The sequence below is a fragment of the Bacteroides sp. 51 genome (genome assembly GCF_010500965.1).
Lineage (GTDB): Bacteria > Bacteroidota > Bacteroidia > Bacteroidales > Bacteroidaceae > Bacteroides.
This window is the reverse complement of the sequence record NZ_QVMI01000007.1, coordinates 31593-50053: the sequence shown is the minus strand read 5'-3', so window position 1 is coordinate 50053 and position 18461 is coordinate 31593. Positions and strand designations below refer to the sequence as shown.

The following is an 18461-nucleotide window of genomic DNA, read 5'->3' as shown; positions in this document are numbered from 1 at the left end:
CATCCCAAACACATAGTGCTATACAATGGTTAGCAACTCAATTTTATGTTTGGCCCTATAATCTTTATTCTATTATCATCAAGATGTGTTTAGTTTTTATTTAGTCTATATAGTTGAATATTTATGTTTATTCATTTTTAAATAGATTTCTTTATTACAATTCCGGAATATTGTACACTTCTCCCGAATATAATACACTGTTGTAGTTTACTATATGTTTTGTTTCCTATATTTGTGTTCAAATTATTCTTTATGTAAAAGTGGTATGTTATGGGGAGAATTTGCTACATGTTCAAAAATAAGGGAAGTAAGAGTTTTCTAGTTCGGAATGGAGTCTTTCTTCTGTTCTCGTTTTTTCTTTTTATTGGTTGTGAGAATTGCTATGAAGATGATATAAAGATAGCACTAATACAAGCTGGAGATAATTCTGTTGAATTAGAAAAAGTGTTGGAATATTATAAAAATAGAGATAGAAAAAAATACCATGCAGCTTGTTTTATTATTACTAATATACATTATCACAGCACTTTAGAATATAATTCAATCCCGGATTCATATCATTCGTATTTTTCACAGATCGATTCTATTTATAATGAAATGTTCGGTGAGATGAGTTCCAGTGAGGTGCTCTCTTATTATTCTGAGTCTTATGATAGTTTGAGATATATTTTAAAAGCAAAATATGCTGAGTTAGGCCCTATTTCCAGTAATGAAGGTAGTAAAGATGTAACTGTTATAAAAGCAGATTATTTAATCCGAAATATTGATCAGGCATTTCAGTTATGGAAGGAAAATCCCTATGCACGTAAACTAAACTTTGACGATTTTAAAGAATTTATATTACCTTATAGGACTACAGATGAAACTATCTCTGATAAGAGGACGTTATCTGATATTTTCTATAAGCAAATTTATGCAGATGAGATAGGAACTGTATATGATAGAATAGAAAGATATAAATCTTATCTGGATAAGACCAGATGGTTATGTTATCATAATAACAGAGATAATCATGTAGGTGTATTTGATCTTTTCATAAACTTTAAAAGTAATTGTCATAATACGGCAACATGGACAACTAACGTTCTGCGTGCTTGTGGCATTCCCACTGTATATGAATATACTCCATTATGGCAGGATCGGAATAAACCGCACTTTTGGTGTGCTACGGTAGACTCTGCTGGAGTAGTATATCCTTATACGCCTCCAGAGAATAATATGATGGAGGATTGGGAAACTGATTTAAAGTATGCCGGAAAAGTTTATCGAAGAACATTTGGTGCAAACAAAAATACTCCATATTTTTTATGTAATAATGAAGAATATATACCGGAAGGTTTAAGTTCTCCATTACTTTCGGACCAGACATACAGATACCACCAAACAGTTAGTTTTCGTATGCCATTTGTAGAACAATTGGAGAATAATCTGGCTTATTTATGTTTTTTTGATAAAAATGAGGTCGGCTTGATTCCGGTTGCTTGGGGAACTGTAAATAGGAAAAGGCAAGAAGTTACATTTGAACAAATCCCATTGAATGTCGTATTTTTCCCAGCTTATTATCAGGGAGACGAACTTGTTCCGTTTGCTGCGCCATTTATGTTGCAAACAAACGGTGCTATAAGTTGGTTGCCAGAGGCTCATACACAAAGCCTATTTGAAAAACCGGTTAAGACTCTTATTTCTGAGAAAAATGGGCAACTGTATAGAGAACGTGGTAAAAAGATAAAGGATATTCATTTTAAGGTATTTAAGGTTGGAGATCAAAAGCTGGATTTGACAGCTTTAAGGAAATATCCAGCAAAACGTCATTTGGAATCACGCCGAAAAAAACTATTAGGTTCTCTTATTTTGGCTAGTCAGCATAAAGAGGGACCTTATGATACACTTTATACACTTAAAACAGTACCTAATCCATATATGCAGGAGGTCTGTTTTCCAAATACCCAACGATACAAATATTATTTCTTTGCTACTGTAAATGATAGAGGTACAAATATAGCACATATTGAGTTTTTGAGTAAATATAGCACTGCCCATCATTGTGTCAAGCCTACGTCTTTACCCAGATTCTCATTGAATGCCCCTAAAGACTCGACCGTACTTTATCGTATCGAAGGTACTCCATTGAATACCGGGCCTGGTTCGGAAAAAGCTTTCGATGGGAATGTGGAAACCTTTTCCGGACCTTCAATAATTGGAATTGATTTTGGTGTTCCTATATGTATAGAGACAGTTCGTTTTATTCCACGCAATGGGAATAATATGATAACAATAGGAGATAAATATGCCCTTTATTATTATGATATGGGATGGCAATATTTAGCAACACAAGAAGCTACAGAACACTTTGTGTATTTTCAAAACGTTCCTTCTAATGGCATTTATTGGTTGGCAAATCTAACTCGAGGACGAGAAGAACTACCTTTTTATTATATAGATGGCAAACAACAATTTATTAATATAGGACAGCCATAATAATAGGACAGCAATTATATAACATTAAAAAAACTCCGGAGTCATTATAAATATTAAAATTAAAATTAAAGAATGAGTAAATTACATTATGTTTGTAAGAGAGGCATTATGATAGCTTTTTCCTTATTGCTATTCATAAGTTGCCAAGAATCAGATTTGTTAAATGAGTCTGGTGTAAGTGAAACAGACTTATCTGTTGAAGAAGCCCAGGCTTTTTTTGAAGATGAGGTAATGAAAGCTGCGACTCGTTCGCAGGGTAAATCTATGGATTATTATGCGAGTCAGTTTATGTTACCTCTGGGAGATATTGTTCCTTACTGGAAAGATAAGACAGTAAGTAGTACGAGGAATCTTTCCAGTGTTGATGTGCCTATAGCTTCGTCTTATAGTTATCGGGTACTTCAGACCGATCCAGTAACGGGTAAGAGTCGTCGGGTTAAATGCTATCATAAACTGGTGGTTGTTAAAAATGCTAAAACTGAAAAGATGGGAAATTACATCGTTTTCTTTATTGCTACTAATCAATACTCTAAATCTAATAGAGGAATCATTAGTGATTGGTTTAATAATGATGGGAATATGGGAGATTTTTCTGGTTTGAAAATATATACTAATTTAGAAGGTCGCATTGTACGTGTTAATAAATATGTAAATGGTCAGAAAACGAATGGTGTATATCTTGGAGGAAAAATGGACAAAAATGCATATATTCGGAAAATAACAATTGTACGGAATGCCATGAAATACATGAAATTCCAACAAGGAACCAAAAGTGGAGTTATGACACGTGGCGAAAGTGGTGGTGATATTACCTGGGAGGTGGAACTTCCTGAAGTAGAGATTTATCCTGAAGATGACTCTTGGGACTGGCAGGATGATTATCCTAACTGGGATGATGATCCTGATCCTGATAATGGAGATGACGGATATTATGATGATGAGGAGGAGGATTGTGGGGAGATGCAGCTAATAACATAAACAATAGCTCAAATCCAAGTCAACAGGAATTAGATAGAATTCTTGCTCAGATAACTAATGTTTTAAAAGCAACAGGTATAAATTATCATGGCATACCCATTCGTTATACATCTAACTCATGTGTTGCTAATGCACAAGTTGCAAATAATCAGATAGAAGTTTGTGCTGGTTTCTTTTATTATTCCAGAAATGATCAGGCTTCTATTATATGGCATGAAGTCAATCATATCAGGAATGGTGAAACAAAAACATTTCCCAGGACTAACCTTTCAACTCATGAATATGTGACACTTACTCCCCCATCATCTATATTAGAAGATTTAAGAATATTTTGTGAGAATAAGTGTGCTCAGGAAGGTGTTAATAATTCTTCTTATTGGATAGATGTGTATATGCAAAGAGAATTACTAATCACTTCTCTTTCTACAGAAGAATGTTATCGTGCAGAAATTCGTTGCTACAACGCAGAAATGAAAAATGGAATAGATGTTTCTGATGCATATCGTGCAGAAAGAAATTTTCTTTTATGGAGACATCAACAGTGTTTGAATATTGTAAAAAAATAAATAATTAATTAATATGAAGACTAATTTATCAATATTTTGTGTGTTAGCATTTATATTGTGCTCACAGATATGTTATGCCCAAATTAAATCAGAGTTTGAATTTGATAAGAAAAATAAGACTTTGATTTGTCATATTACGAATATGGAGAAGGTCGAGCTTCTTTTTATACAAGAAAGAAATATAGGAAATGGGAGTTATATCTCAATGGAGTTTTATGATGGGAATGATGATAAAGTGGGCGAACTAAGTAAACCTTTTGGTTCAAAGACACTTACATTAATGAAACCCTTTGAGAAGAAAATATATAAATATGATTTTAATGTATATTTGAAAGATTATAACATGAAAAATATTTGCTATTTTAAGATAAATGGTCTTTTGGATTACGGTACGGAGGACGGGAAAACGGGATCAATACGTTTTAATCAGGTATTTAAATGGGAGTAAATTAATTCCTGTAAATAAACTGAATTCAGGTAATTAGATTTATCTGATTTCAACCTATTAGCTTATTATTTATAATGGGCTAATAGGTTTTGTAATAATAAAAATGTAGTTTAATCCCTTATCTTCTTTTATATATAAAAGGTTGTATGTTGAAAAATATATTCAGGGATTTGTTCAGGAATAATTGTGAGGAAAATTCTTTTAATAATCATTACTTGTCTTTTTGCTAATCAGTGCTATTCACAAGTAGAGACGAATGTGTTATTTAATAAAACAAATAATACTATTGAAATTATGATGACGAACTCATCAACTGAAAATGATGTGACAATTCTAGATGTTGCCGATAGTCGAATCAGTTCTGCTACAAAAATTATTTTTTCTTATGCTGCAACTGAAAATGAATATGATTTAACCACAGAACGCTGGATGGGTTTGCAAGAAAATCCAGGTTTTATAATTTTGAAACCTCTTGAAAATCGGAAATATGTTTATAAATCAGTAGTTAGGTACCCTGAAAGGAAAGATTATAAGTTTATGAAATTTGAATATAGAATAGTCTATTCCGTTATAAATCACGATGCAATAGAATATAAAACAGATAAGGGTGAACAAATATTTAAAATAAACTAGATTGTTTTTTCGAGTAGGAAATGAATTTATTATTCTTTTTCTACTCGAATCAAGTTTTTGAAATTGGAATGAATGTTTATGTCAGAATTGTAATGTATCTATTCATGGGATTCTAATTAATGTGCTATTATTAGATGTAAATCAATACTTATGGGCAAAAGAGATATTTCTATCGCTATATCAGATATATTAATAACTATTATAATCATTCTGACCATAATAAATCGTGAGACTTCACTTGACTTTGTGTCAATGTGGAAATATGGAATTATTATTTTATTGTATCTGTTCATTCGATTGTTTGCAAAAACATACAAATTCAGTGTTCTATGGGGAATTGTTGTCATAGGTTTAATGGAGGCTGTAATTGCTTTTCTTCAAAAAATATATGTACTAGATAGCAATCACACATCTTTCGAGATAACAGGTACATTTACTAATCCATCTCAGTTAGCTGGACTTCTTTGTGTATGTTTGACTATTTGTGTTGGACTGTTGTTTTATTATATTGATAAACGATTACGTTTGTTTATTTTGATCCTTGTTGTGTGTGCTGGAATGATGTTTATTGCTATTCTATTATCCGATTCACGAGCAAGTCTTTTGGCATCTATTATTGGTTTAATCTCACTTTGTTATTTGTACAATAGATATGTGAGAGATTTCATAAAAAATAATGAGAAGTTTATTTCTATGAAAGCAGTGGTGCTACTCGTTTTAATTGTATCTATTTGGGGGTTATATCAACATAAGAAAGATTCTGCTGATGGCCGTTTGTTTATCTGGAATAATACAATAGAAATGATTAAAGAAAAACCAATTTTGGGTTATGGTACAGGTGGCTGGGTGGCTAATTATATGTATTATCAGGCGGATTATTTTAAGGAATATCCGGATTCTGATTATAGAATGTTAGCAGATGATGTGGCTTATCCGTACAATGAATTGTTGCATTTATGGGTTGATCAAGGTATAATTGGTGTATCATTAATAATATGCCTGCTCTATAATCTTCTTTTTTATAAATCGAGTAATAAGTTAAATGCAATCTTAAAATGTGCCTTGGTTTCTTTCGTCGTTTTTTCATTTTTCTCTTATCCCACAGATACATTTGGGTTGATGATATTGCTTTGCGTATTGATGGGAAGTTTAGATAGTAGAATTATATTTGTATATCCTATACCTAAAGTCTTTTTTTATTCTAATTTTATCTCAGTGTTTTTGCTGATAGGTTTTCTTTCTTTATGGTCATACCATATCTATGAAAAAACATTGAGTGAGTTGTTTAAACCAGAGAGGCAAGTACGAAGTGAAATGAAAACAACATTTCTAGATTTAAACTATACTTCTTTCTGCAATAATCCTTATGTTATGGATTTATATGCTCAATACAGTTTTAAATACTATTCATCAGAAAAGGCAGAACGGATTTTGCAATCTGCTATATGTTTAAGGCCAAGTTCTGATTTGTACTGTAATATCGGTGATGTATATAAAGCACAGAAAAAGTACTCAGTTGCAGAGGGGTGTTATCAAATCGCAGGTCATATGATACCCGCCAGAATTACTCCTAATTATAATCTATTTATATTATATGTAGAGCAGAATGACTCAATAAATGCACTTAAAATTGGAAATGCAATTTTATGTCAAGCAACTAAGGTTGAGGGTACTAAAACTCTCAAAATGAAGGCAAACGTTATGCAATTTGTTGAAAGTTGTAATTCTGTTTCATTATTGAAAAATTAGATTTTAGTAGTCTCATTAACCCACCAATCAATCATTTTCCGGGCCAGACTCAGTTTGCGAGGAAGCTCGGGCAGATTATCCCGGGTGTAGAAAGCAGCTTCGCTGAGTTCTTCATCTTGCAGGTTAATCTCTCCGCTTACATAGTCGGCAATGAAGCCCACCATTAATCCGCTGGGGAAAGGCCAGGGTTGGTTACCGAAGTAGGTAATGTTATCAACGGTGAGTCCGGTTTCTTCCATTACTTCCCGCTTTACACACTCTTCTAGTGTTTCTCCTGTTTCCAGAAATCCTGCTACTAAACCATAGAATGGACCGCGGAAGTTGCGGGCGCGTACCAGTAGTATCGAATCTTCTTTTCGAACCAGTGCCAGTATAGCTGCGGAGATGTTCGGAAACATTTCGTACCCACATTCCGGACACTTTTTGGCTATGGGCATAAACTGTTGGGTTTGTACACCGCATACCGGACAGTAAGTGCTTGTTCTGTCCCAATAGAGTATTTCCCGGGCTTTGCCTGCCATGTTGAATTGCGATGGGGGAATGTAGTCGTAAGAGCCACGCAGGTCGACCATTATAAACTTCTCGTTTTCTTCCACAGAGTTGTCTGTGGTTACGGTTTTACAGGCATAGCCATTAAGCGTTGCCAGATTGTGTACAGTATGTCCATTGAGTGCTATCGGTGCTTCGGGAGTGCAGGGTATAGTAAATGAACCTTCTTTTTTTTCGAGTAATACCTGATCATTGTGGAATACAAACCACCAGGTAGGTTCTAACTTATTCATTATTTTCTTCAGTTTGATAAAATCAGATGCAAAAATAGTGAAATGGAGAATTTTATTCTATTTTTACGGCAATAATTAACTTAATGTCTAACAAAGAAAACTATTCTCATGAAAAAAACGCTATTTCTGACAGTGCTATGTTTGCTTAGCATAGGGCTTCATGCACAAAGTATTGTATTAACTTCCGGTTCGCTCGAGGCTTTGCAGGGAGAGAAAATTGTTAAGTTTGAGTTTACGTATGACGATATGTTGGTTGGCAAGATGACCGAGCAGGAATACATTAATAAAAAGATTAGCGATTACAATAAAAAAGAAGCCGGTAGGGGAGATAAATGGCATGAAAACTGGATTGGCGACCGTAAAGGCCGTTTCGAACCACAGTTTATCGAATTGTTCCATAAGTATATGGAAGATTATGAGATAGTTGTTGACGATGAAGGGGCAAAATACTTGTTTGTATTCAATACCGATTTTACTGAACCCGGATTTAATGTAGGTGTAATGCGTCGTAATGCAGCTATTGATATAAGTGGGGCAATTATTGATATAGCTACCGGCGAACCAATTGCTAAGTTTAAGATTAAGAATGCATCTGCCAACAATTTCATGGGTACTGACTTCGATACAGGTTTCCGAATTCAGGAAACATATGGTAAGGCTGGTAGAGAGTTTGCTAAGTTTCTGGCGAAGAAAGGAAAGTTAAAGAAATCGTAGGCAAGTATTCTAATCGGTCTTGATTGTTTTGAAACGCAGACTAACGCAGATTATTTATTTAAATGGCTTCATATAATCTGCGTTAATCTGTGTTTCAAAAATACCTTCATTTATTCCATCGAAGAAGCATCAAACGATAGCGGCAATAAATCGCCTACGCTGCTAATCTCATATATTTCCTCTTTTCCGTAGAGTAAAATGCGGAAAGGGTGATTATATCTGACTTCCGTTTCCAGCATCACCTGCCGGCAGGCGCCGCAGGGCGGAATAGGACTTGCGATGAAATCAGCTTCTGTACGTGCCGCAACAGCCAAAACATCGACCGGTTGATCCGGATATTGTGAGTTTGCATAAAATAACGTAGTACGTTCGGCACATATTCCGGAAGGGTAGGCGGCATTTTCCTGGTTAGTACCTGTTACAACGGTTCCGTTAACTAACCGTGCTGCTGCGCCGACAGAAAACCTGGAATAGGGCACATAACTACGTTTCGTAGCTTCCTTGGCAGCAGTAATTAACTCCTGGTCAGCTTTACTTAACTCCTCGAATTGGTATATTTTTATAACAGCAGTGATCTTTAGGTCTTTCATGGCTAAAATGTATATATATCACAAAGTTAGAAAAGAGATTGATAATCCCAACTTTTTTCTCGACTTTTGTGTACTCAACAAGAGAACATCAATAACCCTTAACGATTTGTGTAAAATGAAGTATTCACGCCCCCGCTATACAAGTATTGCCTTTTCTTTTACCTTCCTTCTATTCATGGTTTGTTCATTGAGCGCGCATGCACAGAAAGGACGGAATGCCCACTATCTGGCTTATATAAATAAGTATAGTGATTTGGCGGTTGATGAAATGAAAAAGCACAAGATTCCTGCCAGTATCACCCTGGCACAGGGAATTCTGGAAAGCGGTGCCGGACAAAGTGCACTTGCCAGAAAAAGCAATAATCATTTTGGTATAAAATGTGGAAGCAATTGGCGTGGAAAGACCGTTCGCCATGATGATGATGCCCGCAATGAATGCTTCCGTGCTTATAGCCATCCCAGAGAATCTTATGAAGATCATTCTAAATTTCTGGCTAATGGTGCCCGTTATGCTTTTTTGTTTAAACTAGATATAAAGGACTATAAAGGTTGGGCCAGAGGATTGAAAAAGGCAGGTTATGCCACCGACCCATCGTATGCCAATCGTCTGATTACGATTATAGAAGACTATGAACTTTATAAATATGACAAAAAAGGGGGTAAAGGTAAGTCTTCTTCAAAATCAGAAACAGTTTCTACTTTACAACATCAGGTTTATCTTTCCAATGACCTTGCTTATATTGTTGCCCGCGATGGTGATACATTCAAAGGATTGGATAAAGAAACAGGCGTTAGTTGGCGTAAACTTATAAAGTATAACGATCTTCATGAAGACTACACACTGACCAACGGCGATGTTATCTACTTGTGTAAGAAGAATACGAAGGCTGCTAAAAAATACACGGTACATATTGTAAGAGATGGTGATTCCATGCACAGTATTGCCCAGATGTACGGTATCCGGTTGAAGAACCTCTATAAGATGAATAAAAAAGATCCCGACTATATTCCGGAGATTGGTCATCGTCTGCGACTCAGATAATGTTGATAAAAAGTGTCTTTTCGAGATAATAGATAGACAAGATGAACTGATAACTCTTAGAGTTATCGCCATAACTTTAAGAGTTATTCGAATAACTTGAGGAGTTATGCAGACAACTCTTAGAGTTATCAATTGCTTGTCAATAGTTTGAAATTTACAACCTTTAAAGTCTTTCAAAAACGCACAAGGTGTTCGGAAACGAACACCTTGTGTTTTTTATATCTATTTGTTTATCAGTGATTTATGATTTTGGCACACGCTTTGACTATTTATAGATGAGTTGTTCGCTTTATGCCTGCACCTCAAAAATCAGAAAAAAATGGCAGCGGTATTTTGCCGCATAAATCAATCAGATATGGATAGAGAGATTCCAAAAGAAGTTCGTAATAAGGAACGCAACAAGAAGATTATTCGTTTTTCGGCTATTGCCGTAGTATGTATCGTGGCTATCAGTTTTTTGATATCATTTATGCGTGCCGGTGTACAGAAGAAAGATTTAATTATCTCGACCGTCGATCAGGGAACAATTGAGGTCAGTGTAAGTGCTTCCGGTAAGGTAGTTCCTGCTTTTGAGGAGATTATCAATTCGCCGATTAATAGCCGTATCGTAGAAGTTTATCTGAAAGGGGGAGACTCTGTTGATGTAGGCACTCCTATCCTGAAGCTTGACTTGCAGAGTACGGAAACCGAATACAAGAAGCTATTGGACGAAGAAGAAAAACGCCGCTATCAACTTGAACAGTTAAGGGTAAATAACCAGACTAAACTGAGCGATATGGCCATGCAAATCAAAGTATCTGCCATGAAGTTGAATCGCATGAAGGTAGAGTTGCGCAATGAGCAGTATCTCGATAGTTTGGGTGCCGGAACGACTGATAAAGTGCGCGAAGTAGAGTTGAAATACAACGTTGCCCAACTGGAATTGGAACAACTGCGCCAGCAATATTCGAATGAACAACAAGTGCTCGCTGCCGACCTGAAAGTACAGGAACTTGATTATCAGATATTCCGTAAATCTCTGGCCGAAATGAAACGCACATTGGATGATGCACAGATCCGTTCGCCACGTAAAGCTATTCTTACTTATGTCAACAATCAGGTAGGTGCACAGGTGGCACAGGGAGCACAAGTTGCTATTATTTCCGATTTAAGTCATTTCAAAGTAGATGCTGAAATAGCCGATGCTTATGGCGACCGCGTGGCTGCCGGTGGACGGGCTATCGTGAAGATCGGAAGTGAAAAGCTGGACGGTGTAGTTTCCAGCGTTACGCCGCTTTCCAAGAATGGTGTAATCTCCTTCTCCGTACAATTAAATGATGATAGCAACCGACGTTTGCGTTCCGGTCTGAAAACCGACGTTTACGTGATGAACGCCGTGAAAGAAGATGTGATGCGCCTGACAAATGCTTCCTATTACATGGGGCGGGGCGAGTATGAACTCTTTGTGATGGACAGCGAAAAGGAACTGGTGAAACGTAAAGTACAACTGGGAGACTCTAACTTTGAATATGTAGAAGTTGTAAGTGGATTAAAACCGGGTGATAAGGTGGTGGTATCCGATATGTCTTCGCATAAGAATAAAAATAAACTGAAGGTAAAATGATCAAAGTTTATTTCAAACAAGCTTGGCAAATGCTCAAGCAAAACAAACTATATAGTTCCGTGTACATTGTCGGGACAGGCCTGGCGATAGCCATGACCATGGTCATAGCCATTGTATATTACATAAAAATCGCTCCGATATACCCCGAGAACAACAGGAACCGCACGCTTATTGCTAATAGTCTGAGGGTCAATTACCCCAAAACCGATGGCATGAGTAGTTCCTTATTCTCTTACGAGTTTGTTAAGGAGCACCTTTACACCATGCAGTCGCCCGAGCTTGTTTCTGCCGTCATGGAAGTCTGGGATGATCACCCTTTTGTTGAACTAGACAATGAAAGAGGAATGCTTCCCGTAAAGGTGAGATACACAGATCATAACTTCTGGAATGTATTTAGTTTTGATTTTATCCATGGTACCTCATATACAGACACTGATTTCCAATCGGCTATAAAGACGGCAGTTATTTCGGCGTCATTGGCTAAGACACTGTTCGGTACCACCGAAGCCGAAGGGAAAAGAATGATGTTGGATGGGAATGACTATAGAATATCGGGCGCTGTTCGGGACGTATCGCTGGCCACACCGCTGACTTATGCACAAATATGGGTGCCATTTACGATTAGAGCCGAAAACCTTGTTCCTTCAAAATGGGGCGAAGGAATGCTGGGAGCGCTAAAGGTTATTTTCTTAGCAAAAACAGCTTCAGATGCTCCTTCCGTAAAGGCTGAAGCAGATGAAATCCTGAGAAAAATAAATAATAGCCAGGATAAATATGTACTCACCATGTCCGGACAGCCGGATGTATACTGGAAATCTGTTTTCCGTCAATATAATAATATGGAAATAAATTGGGTCGAAGTCATTAAAACATTCGGAACCATTCTTTTGGCTTTACTTATTATTCCTGCCGTAAACTTAGGCGGTATGGTTTCCTCGCGTATGGAGAAGAGGCTTGCCGAAGTCGGGCTTCGTAAAGCCTTTGGAGCCTCATACCGGAAATTGATGCACCAGATACTTACTGAGAATTTCCTCTTGACATTTTTGGGTGGAGCTGTCGGATTAATTATATCCTACATCCTTATATATACAAGTAAGAACTGGGTGTTAACCCTGTTTGACAGATGGCCGGGAACATTGCCGGAAGGAACCGATATGACTATCACGATCGGAATGCTGTTCAATCCTGCCGTATTCTTTACTGCGCTGGCGGTATGCTTCATACTCAATTTGTTGTCGGCTATTATTCCTGTTCACTACGGACTAAAGAAAGGAATTGTTTACTCACTAAGTAATAACAAGTAATTATGATAAAACATATATTAAAACAAATCTGGAATAAACGCCGTGCAAATACATGGATATTCCTGGAGTTGGTACTTGTTACGTTCTTTATGTGGGGAGTCATTGATCCGGTATATGTTCTGTTGAGCAATCGTGCCATTCCGTCCGGATATAATATTGATAATGTATTCCGGTTGACGATAGGTCAATACCCTTCCACACACCGGAAATTCAGAGAGGAATTGAACTCGGATTCTATACGGAGGGTTAATTTTCTTCATATGTATAATCAGGTCAGGAGTTACGATGGAGTTGAATCGGCTGTCATAACCGCCGACAACCAATATCCGTTAAGTGAATCTACAAGTAGTACCACCGTACAATATGACTCTATCCAAACCAGTGCTTTGATCATGAGCTTTTACCATGATGGAGATTTCTTTAAAGTATTCCGTATGCACGATATAAATACAGGCACGATGCCCGGGCACCGGAACCCCGATGGTCGTACAATATATGTAACGAAATGGGTAGAAGACAAACTTACCCCGGGGAAAAGTTTGGTAGGAAAAGAAATCTTTCCGGCCTATTCGGATGATACTGTTTATTATGAGGTAAAAGGAATTATGCCTGATTTTAAATTCCGGTCTACCGGGCAGCCTATACGTACACAATTCATTCCATTGGAAACACTCGATGTAGAAGACTTTCCGTGGTCTGCCCAGATCTGTTTCCGTATTCGCGACGGACTGTCGAAAGAGGTTTTTGCAGAACAGTTCAAACAAGAAATGGCTTCGCGCTTGAACGTTGGTAATCTATATATGTTGAAACTAACCGATTTTGATACGATTTACAGACATTCCGAGTTTTCGCAGGGAGTAACAAATAAACTTCGTCTGCAAATCAGCCTCGCTACATTCTTCCTGATCTGCACCTTCCTGGGCATTGCCGGTACCTTCTGGCTTCGCAGTGACTCGCGCAAGGGAGAAATCGGATTACGTATGGCATTAGGTGGCACGCGGAGAGAAATTATGAAAGAGTTCCTGACAGAATCCTGGTTGATAACAACCGCCGCCTGGATACTGGGCATTTTCTTTGTTCTGCAACGGGTGTATTTTACCGGATTTGCCGAACCCCCTCAGTTTGAAAATGACGCTTATCTCCAAAACCGGTTTCTTCCGCACTTTTTGATTGTAAGTCTGATTGTATATGCCCTGATGCTATTTATAGCAGTGATCGGTACATTGATCCCTGCCAGGCAGGCGGCTGCAACATTACCTTCGGATGCACTGAGAAATGAATAAAAGTATTAATAAATAAATTGCATAAACTATGATTAAAATTGATTCGGTATCCAAGATTTATCGCACCAGCGAAATTGAGACAATGGCTCTTGAAAATGTAAATCTGAATGTAGAGCGTGGTGAATTCCTATCTATTATGGGACCTTCAGGTTGTGGTAAGTCCACACTATTGAATATTATCGGTTTATTGGATAACCCAACCACAGGAGCGATTGAAATAAATGGTACTGATGTTAGTAATATGAAAGACAGGCAATTGGCTGCTTTCCGTAACGAAACACTTGGCTTTGTATTCCAGTCTTTCCACCTGATCAACTCTCTGAATGTAATGGATAACGTGGAACTGCCTTTACTTTATCGCGGCACAAGCAGTTCGGAACGTAAACGTTTGGCACAGGAAATGCTGGAACGCGTAGGTCTGAGCCATCGTATGCGCCACTTCCCGACACAACTTAGTGGTGGTCAGTGCCAGCGTGTAGCCATTGCCCGTGCCATTGTGGGTAATCCTCAGATACTGCTTGCCGATGAACCTACCGGTAACCTGGACTCCAAGATGGGAGCCGAGGTCATGGAATTACTACACCAACTAAACAAAGAAGACGGACGCACCATCGTCATGGTAACGCACAACGAAGAACAAGCTAAACAAACAAGTCGCACAATTCGATTCTTTGACGGTAGACAAGTAAAATGATAACGCTAGCCTCTGTATCAAAAATATATCGCACGACTACCATTGAAACGGTCGCTTTAAATGATCTGAATCTAAAGATTGAAAAGGGCGAATTTGTTTCGATAATGGGACCGTCGGGCTGTGGAAAAACAACCCTGTTAAATATAATGGGAGTGCTGGACACACCGACACAGGGAACCATTACAATCAATGGTGTGGATATAGATGGGTTGAAAAACAAAGAGCAAGCAGAGTTCCGTAACAGGAATCTGGGCTTTATATTTCAGTCCTATCACTTGATACGAACCCTGACTGTGATTGAAAACGTTGAATTACCTTTATTATATAGAGGCATCAGTTCCTCGAAATCAAGACAGTTGGCCGAAGAGGCATTAGAGCGTGTAGGATTAGGGCATAAGATACGAATGCGTCATTTTCCCTCTCAATTGAGTGGCGGACAATGTCAGCGGGTGGCCATAGCCCGTGCATTGGTTGGAGAACCCAAAGTTTTGCTTGCCGATGAGCCGACAGGTAACCTGGATTCCGTAGCAGGCGGTGAAATTATAGAGTTGCTTCAAAAACTAAACAAAGAAGATGGACAAACGATTGTCATGGTGACTCATAATGAGAAGCAAGCCCGGCAAACCTACCGGACAATCAGGTTGCTTGATGGTAAATTAGTTGTGTAATATTGAAATTAAGAATCATGTATAAACAATATATAAAACAAGCGCTACGCCAACTAAAAGAGAATAAGTTGCTAAGCTTTATCTCTGTCATAGGTACGGCTATGGCCATCGCTATGATTATGGTGATGGTAATTACCCAGCGCATAGAACTGGAAGATTATTCTCCGGAGGTAAACAGGCATCGCACATTGTACGTAAAGTGGATGCGCACATATTGGAATAACGACCCAACAAATTCTACCAATGGACCCATGTCGCTTTTAACAGCCAAAGAGTGTTTCAAAGAATTAACCACTCCTGAGGCAGTTTGCATTTACTCTCCACCCTATACCAGCTTTCTGGCTTCTGCACCCGAGGGAGAATCAATGAAAGTCGATGTATTGCAAACCGATGAAGCGTTTTGGAAAGTATTTGAATTTCCTTTTATTAATGGAAAACCCTATGACCTTGCCGATTGTGAATCCGGAATTACCAAAGCTGTAATTGCCGAGAGTGTGGCCCGTAAACTTTATGGAACCATCGAGGCGATAGGGCGTACAATCAGCCTGAATCACTCGGATTATACCGTTGTGGCTGTTGTGAAAGATATTTCCAAACTGGCTCCTACTGCTTATGCCCAGGTGTGGATACCATTTTCTACAACCAATATAGCTAGCATTACCTGGAGTAACACGATGGGAATGATGCGGGTTGCTATGCTGGCTCGTTCTTCAGATGACTTTCCGGCTATACGCGAAGAGGCCGAGCGGTATCGTATACAGTTTAATGAACGGCATGCGGAACAGACTATTGATTATCGCGGACAACCCGATGACCAGTTTGTGTACAATCATCGTAAGTGGGCGAATCCCGGACCCGACATTACCCGTGTCAGAGTAGAATATGTGGTTGTGATCGTACTGTTATTATTGGTTCCGGCTATCAATCTTTCCGGAATGACTTTATCCCGTATGCGTAAGCGTTTCCCGGAGTTAGGAGTGCGTCGTTCTTTTGGGGCGAGCAGGGGAGAACTTCTTAAACAAATCCTGGCAGAAAGCATGATCCTTACACTGATCGGTGGTGTTGTGGGGCTATTACTCTCTTATGGTGCTGTATTTGTATTGAATGATCTGTTGTTCTCCAATTCAACAAACAGCTTTTTGGGTGGAAGTAATGTTATATCTGCTGCTATGCTGATGGACCCGATGATTTTTGTCGGCACCTTCTTGTTCTGTTTAATACTGAATTTGTTGAGCTCGGGCGTACCGGCCTGGCGTGCTTCCCGATTGAATATTGTAACCGCTCTAAACTCGTAGAATTATGATAAAGTTAATGTTAAAACAAATATGGAACGAGAAGAAGTCGAACATTTGGCTATGGGTCGAGTTGCTGATTGTTTTTGTTGCTCTTTGGTTTATTGTGGATTGGAGTTACGTTTACCTTCATACCTATAACCTCCCGAAGGGCTTCAATATAGAGAACACATATCAGTTGTTGTTTAATGAACTTACTCCTAAAAGTGCCAGCTATATACCTGCCGATCGGAAAACAACAACAGATGGTGATGATTTTCTGGCCGTAGTGGAACGCTTGCGGCATCACCCCGATATTGAATATGTGTGTGTGGCTCAGCATTCGTCTCCTTATAATGGATCGAACAGCGGAGGAAGCCTGCGCCAGGACACCCTGTCTATCGGACGGTTACTCCGGAGGTGTACGCCCGACTTCTTTAATGTATTTCAATACCAGAACGTAGATGGTACAGGTAGTACTTCCCTGGCAAATGCTTTTGAAGAAGGCACAATCATCGTACCTTCCGACTTGTGGGAGGATCAATATCCGGGAGGTAAGAACTTGCTGGGGCAGGAATTTTATCAGTGGGGCGACTCAACCAAAACATACCGTGTAGCAGCCATCTCCGAACCGGTTCGTTATAGTGACTTCTCGCCCAATGGTAATTGGAGCGGACGCTATTATGCGATGTATTTTGGAGATAGTTTTTTTGCCGGTTTAAAAGGTTCGGATTTTACTTATTATGAAGTTTGTATCCGTACCCGCCCCGGAACATCTCCCGAGTTTACGGAAGACCTGATGAAAGATGCTCCCCGGTTATATAATGTGGGAAACTGCTATATTCAAAGCATTCAGTCTTATGATGATATTCGCTACGCCTTTCAACTGGACGATGTAAATGCGTTGAAGAAACGTGGATTTATCATGCTTTTCCTTTTGGTAAACATCTTCCTGGGCATTATCGGAACGTTCTGGTATCGTACGCAACAGCGTCGTTCGGAATTGGGGCTGCGCATTGCTTTAGGCTCTTCTTTACCCAAATTAAACAGGCTTCTTATCAGCGAAGGTTTATTGTTGCTTTTGTTGGCTGTTATTCCGGCGCTTGTTATTTGCTATAACATCGGGAATGCTAGCCTGTCAGATGCCTGGCAAATGGAGTGGGGGATGGAACGGTTTATACCGGGTGTTCTTATTACGTTGCTATTAATGACTCTGATGATTGTAGTAGGTATCTGGTATCCGGCTTATCAAGCCATGAAGATTCAACCGGCCGAGGCTTTGCATGAAGAATAATCCGGTTGCTAACTACAATATACAAACACGAAAGGATTAACTTCCGGATACCTTGTTTTTATCTCCTTTTTATGCACAATTTAAGTTAGCCGGTTGCAACCAGCTCATTGGCTGGTTGCAACCGGCTAATGAGCTGCTTATAACCAGCCAATGAGCTGGTTGCAACCGGCTAACTAATGTTGTGTAATAAAAATAATTATGTTATGCGAAACGAGAAACTATTCTGTGCAGATTTCCATCTAACCGTAAACCTTGAACCGTCCGGAACTTTACATAAAGAATAAAACGTTGCAAATAAGAGATTTGGAAAACAAAAAAAGGACGATATGCCCTTTTTTCTGGATTTTAAATATATCTTTGCATC

17 protein-coding genes are annotated in these 18461 nt (G+C 38.5%); 15 read left to right on the top strand and 2 right to left on the bottom strand.

Features of this window, described 5'->3' with window-relative positions; genetic code table 11:
* The first annotated feature begins 270 nt into the window (after nucleotides 1-270).
* The 6 genes from D0T87_RS07655 (at nucleotide 271) to D0T87_RS07630 (ending at nucleotide 6852) form a co-directional block, all read left to right on the top strand.
* Entirely contained in the window at nucleotides 271-2478 is a 2208-nt protein-coding gene (locus tag D0T87_RS07655) for a hypothetical protein (protein WP_163174442.1), read from the top strand.
* A gap of 72 nt (nucleotides 2479-2550) precedes the next feature.
* Nucleotides 2551-3456 (top strand): hypothetical protein, encoded by a 906-nt coding sequence (locus D0T87_RS07650; protein ID WP_163174440.1) that lies wholly within the window; start codon nucleotides 2551-2553, stop codon nucleotides 3454-3456.
* Nucleotides 3429-4022 (top strand): hypothetical protein, encoded by a 594-nt coding sequence (locus tag D0T87_RS07645; protein ID WP_163174438.1) that lies wholly within the window; start codon nucleotides 3429-3431, stop codon nucleotides 4020-4022. The genes D0T87_RS07650 and D0T87_RS07645 overlap by 28 nt, the downstream gene beginning before the upstream one ends.
* Before the next feature lie 13 nt (nucleotides 4023-4035).
* A complete protein-coding gene (locus tag D0T87_RS07640; RefSeq protein WP_163174436.1) occupies nucleotides 4036-4470 on the top strand; it encodes a hypothetical protein in 435 nt (144 codons plus the stop codon).
* 294 nt (nucleotides 4471-4764) lie between these two features.
* Nucleotides 4765-5103 carry a hypothetical protein gene (locus D0T87_RS07635; RefSeq protein ID WP_163174434.1) on the top strand — a complete coding sequence of 113 codons (339 nt, stop codon included), beginning with the start codon at nucleotides 4765-4767 and terminating at the stop codon, nucleotides 5101-5103.
* Nucleotides 5104-5253: 150 nt separating this feature from the next.
* Entirely contained in the window at nucleotides 5254-6852 is a 1599-nt protein-coding gene (locus D0T87_RS07630) for an O-antigen ligase (RefSeq protein ID WP_163174432.1), read from the top strand.
* Here the strand turns inward: D0T87_RS07630 and nudC are convergent.
* Nucleotides 6849-7634, bottom strand: coding sequence for an NAD(+) diphosphatase (nudC, locus tag D0T87_RS07625; RefSeq protein WP_163174430.1), 786 nt, complete (start codon nucleotides 7632-7634; stop codon nucleotides 6849-6851). The two genes, D0T87_RS07630 and nudC, sit on opposite strands and share 4 nt — an antisense overlap.
* 108 nt (nucleotides 7635-7742) lie before the next feature.
* On the opposite strand from nudC, the gene D0T87_RS07620 reads away from it, so the two are divergent.
* A complete protein-coding gene (locus tag D0T87_RS07620) occupies nucleotides 7743-8348 on the top strand; it encodes a hypothetical protein (RefSeq protein WP_163174428.1) in 606 nt (201 codons plus the stop codon).
* Nucleotides 8349-8458: 110 nt separating this feature from the next.
* Here the strand turns inward: D0T87_RS07620 and cdd are convergent, their stop codons facing one another.
* Nucleotides 8459-8938: a cytidine deaminase gene (gene cdd / locus D0T87_RS07615; RefSeq protein ID WP_163174426.1), complete on the bottom strand. Its 480-nt coding sequence runs from the start codon at nucleotides 8936-8938 to the stop codon at nucleotides 8459-8461.
* 175 nt (nucleotides 8939-9113) lie between these two features.
* Here cdd and D0T87_RS07610 point away from each other — a divergent pair, with 175 nt between their 5' ends.
* The 8 genes from D0T87_RS07610 (at nucleotide 9114) to D0T87_RS07575 (ending at nucleotide 18097) form a co-directional block, all read left to right on the top strand.
* The gene (locus D0T87_RS07610; RefSeq protein ID WP_203558639.1) at nucleotides 9114-9980 is read left to right on the top strand and encodes a glucosaminidase domain-containing protein; all 867 of its coding nucleotides are present in this window, start codon (nucleotides 9114-9116) and stop codon (nucleotides 9978-9980) included.
* Between the two features lie 355 nt (nucleotides 9981-10335).
* A complete protein-coding gene (locus tag D0T87_RS07605) occupies nucleotides 10336-11583 on the top strand; it encodes an efflux RND transporter periplasmic adaptor subunit (RefSeq protein WP_163174566.1) in 1248 nt (415 codons plus the stop codon).
* Nucleotides 11584-11612: 29 nt separating this feature from the next.
* Complete coding sequence (locus tag D0T87_RS07600; protein ID WP_163174422.1) at nucleotides 11613-12887, top strand: ABC transporter permease; 1275 nt, start codon at nucleotides 11613-11615, stop codon at nucleotides 12885-12887.
* Between the two features lie 2 nt (nucleotides 12888-12889).
* Complete coding sequence (locus D0T87_RS07595; RefSeq protein ID WP_163174420.1) at nucleotides 12890-14170, top strand: ABC transporter permease; 1281 nt, start codon at nucleotides 12890-12892, stop codon at nucleotides 14168-14170.
* Between the two features lie 28 nt (nucleotides 14171-14198).
* The gene (locus tag D0T87_RS07590) at nucleotides 14199-14864 is read left to right on the top strand and encodes an ABC transporter ATP-binding protein (protein WP_163174418.1); all 666 of its coding nucleotides are present in this window, start codon (nucleotides 14199-14201) and stop codon (nucleotides 14862-14864) included.
* The gene (locus D0T87_RS07585) at nucleotides 14861-15532 is read left to right on the top strand and encodes an ABC transporter ATP-binding protein (RefSeq protein WP_163174416.1); all 672 of its coding nucleotides are present in this window, start codon (nucleotides 14861-14863) and stop codon (nucleotides 15530-15532) included. Before D0T87_RS07590 ends, D0T87_RS07585 begins: the two co-directional genes overlap by 4 nt.
* Before the next feature lie 17 nt (nucleotides 15533-15549).
* Entirely contained in the window at nucleotides 15550-16827 is a 1278-nt protein-coding gene (locus D0T87_RS07580) for an ABC transporter permease (RefSeq protein WP_163174414.1), read from the top strand.
* A gap of 4 nt (nucleotides 16828-16831) precedes the next feature.
* Nucleotides 16832-18097, top strand: a complete 1266-nt coding sequence (locus tag D0T87_RS07575) for an ABC transporter permease (RefSeq protein ID WP_163174412.1) — start codon at nucleotides 16832-16834, stop codon at nucleotides 18095-18097.
* The last annotated feature ends 364 nt before the right edge of the window (nucleotides 18098-18461 follow it).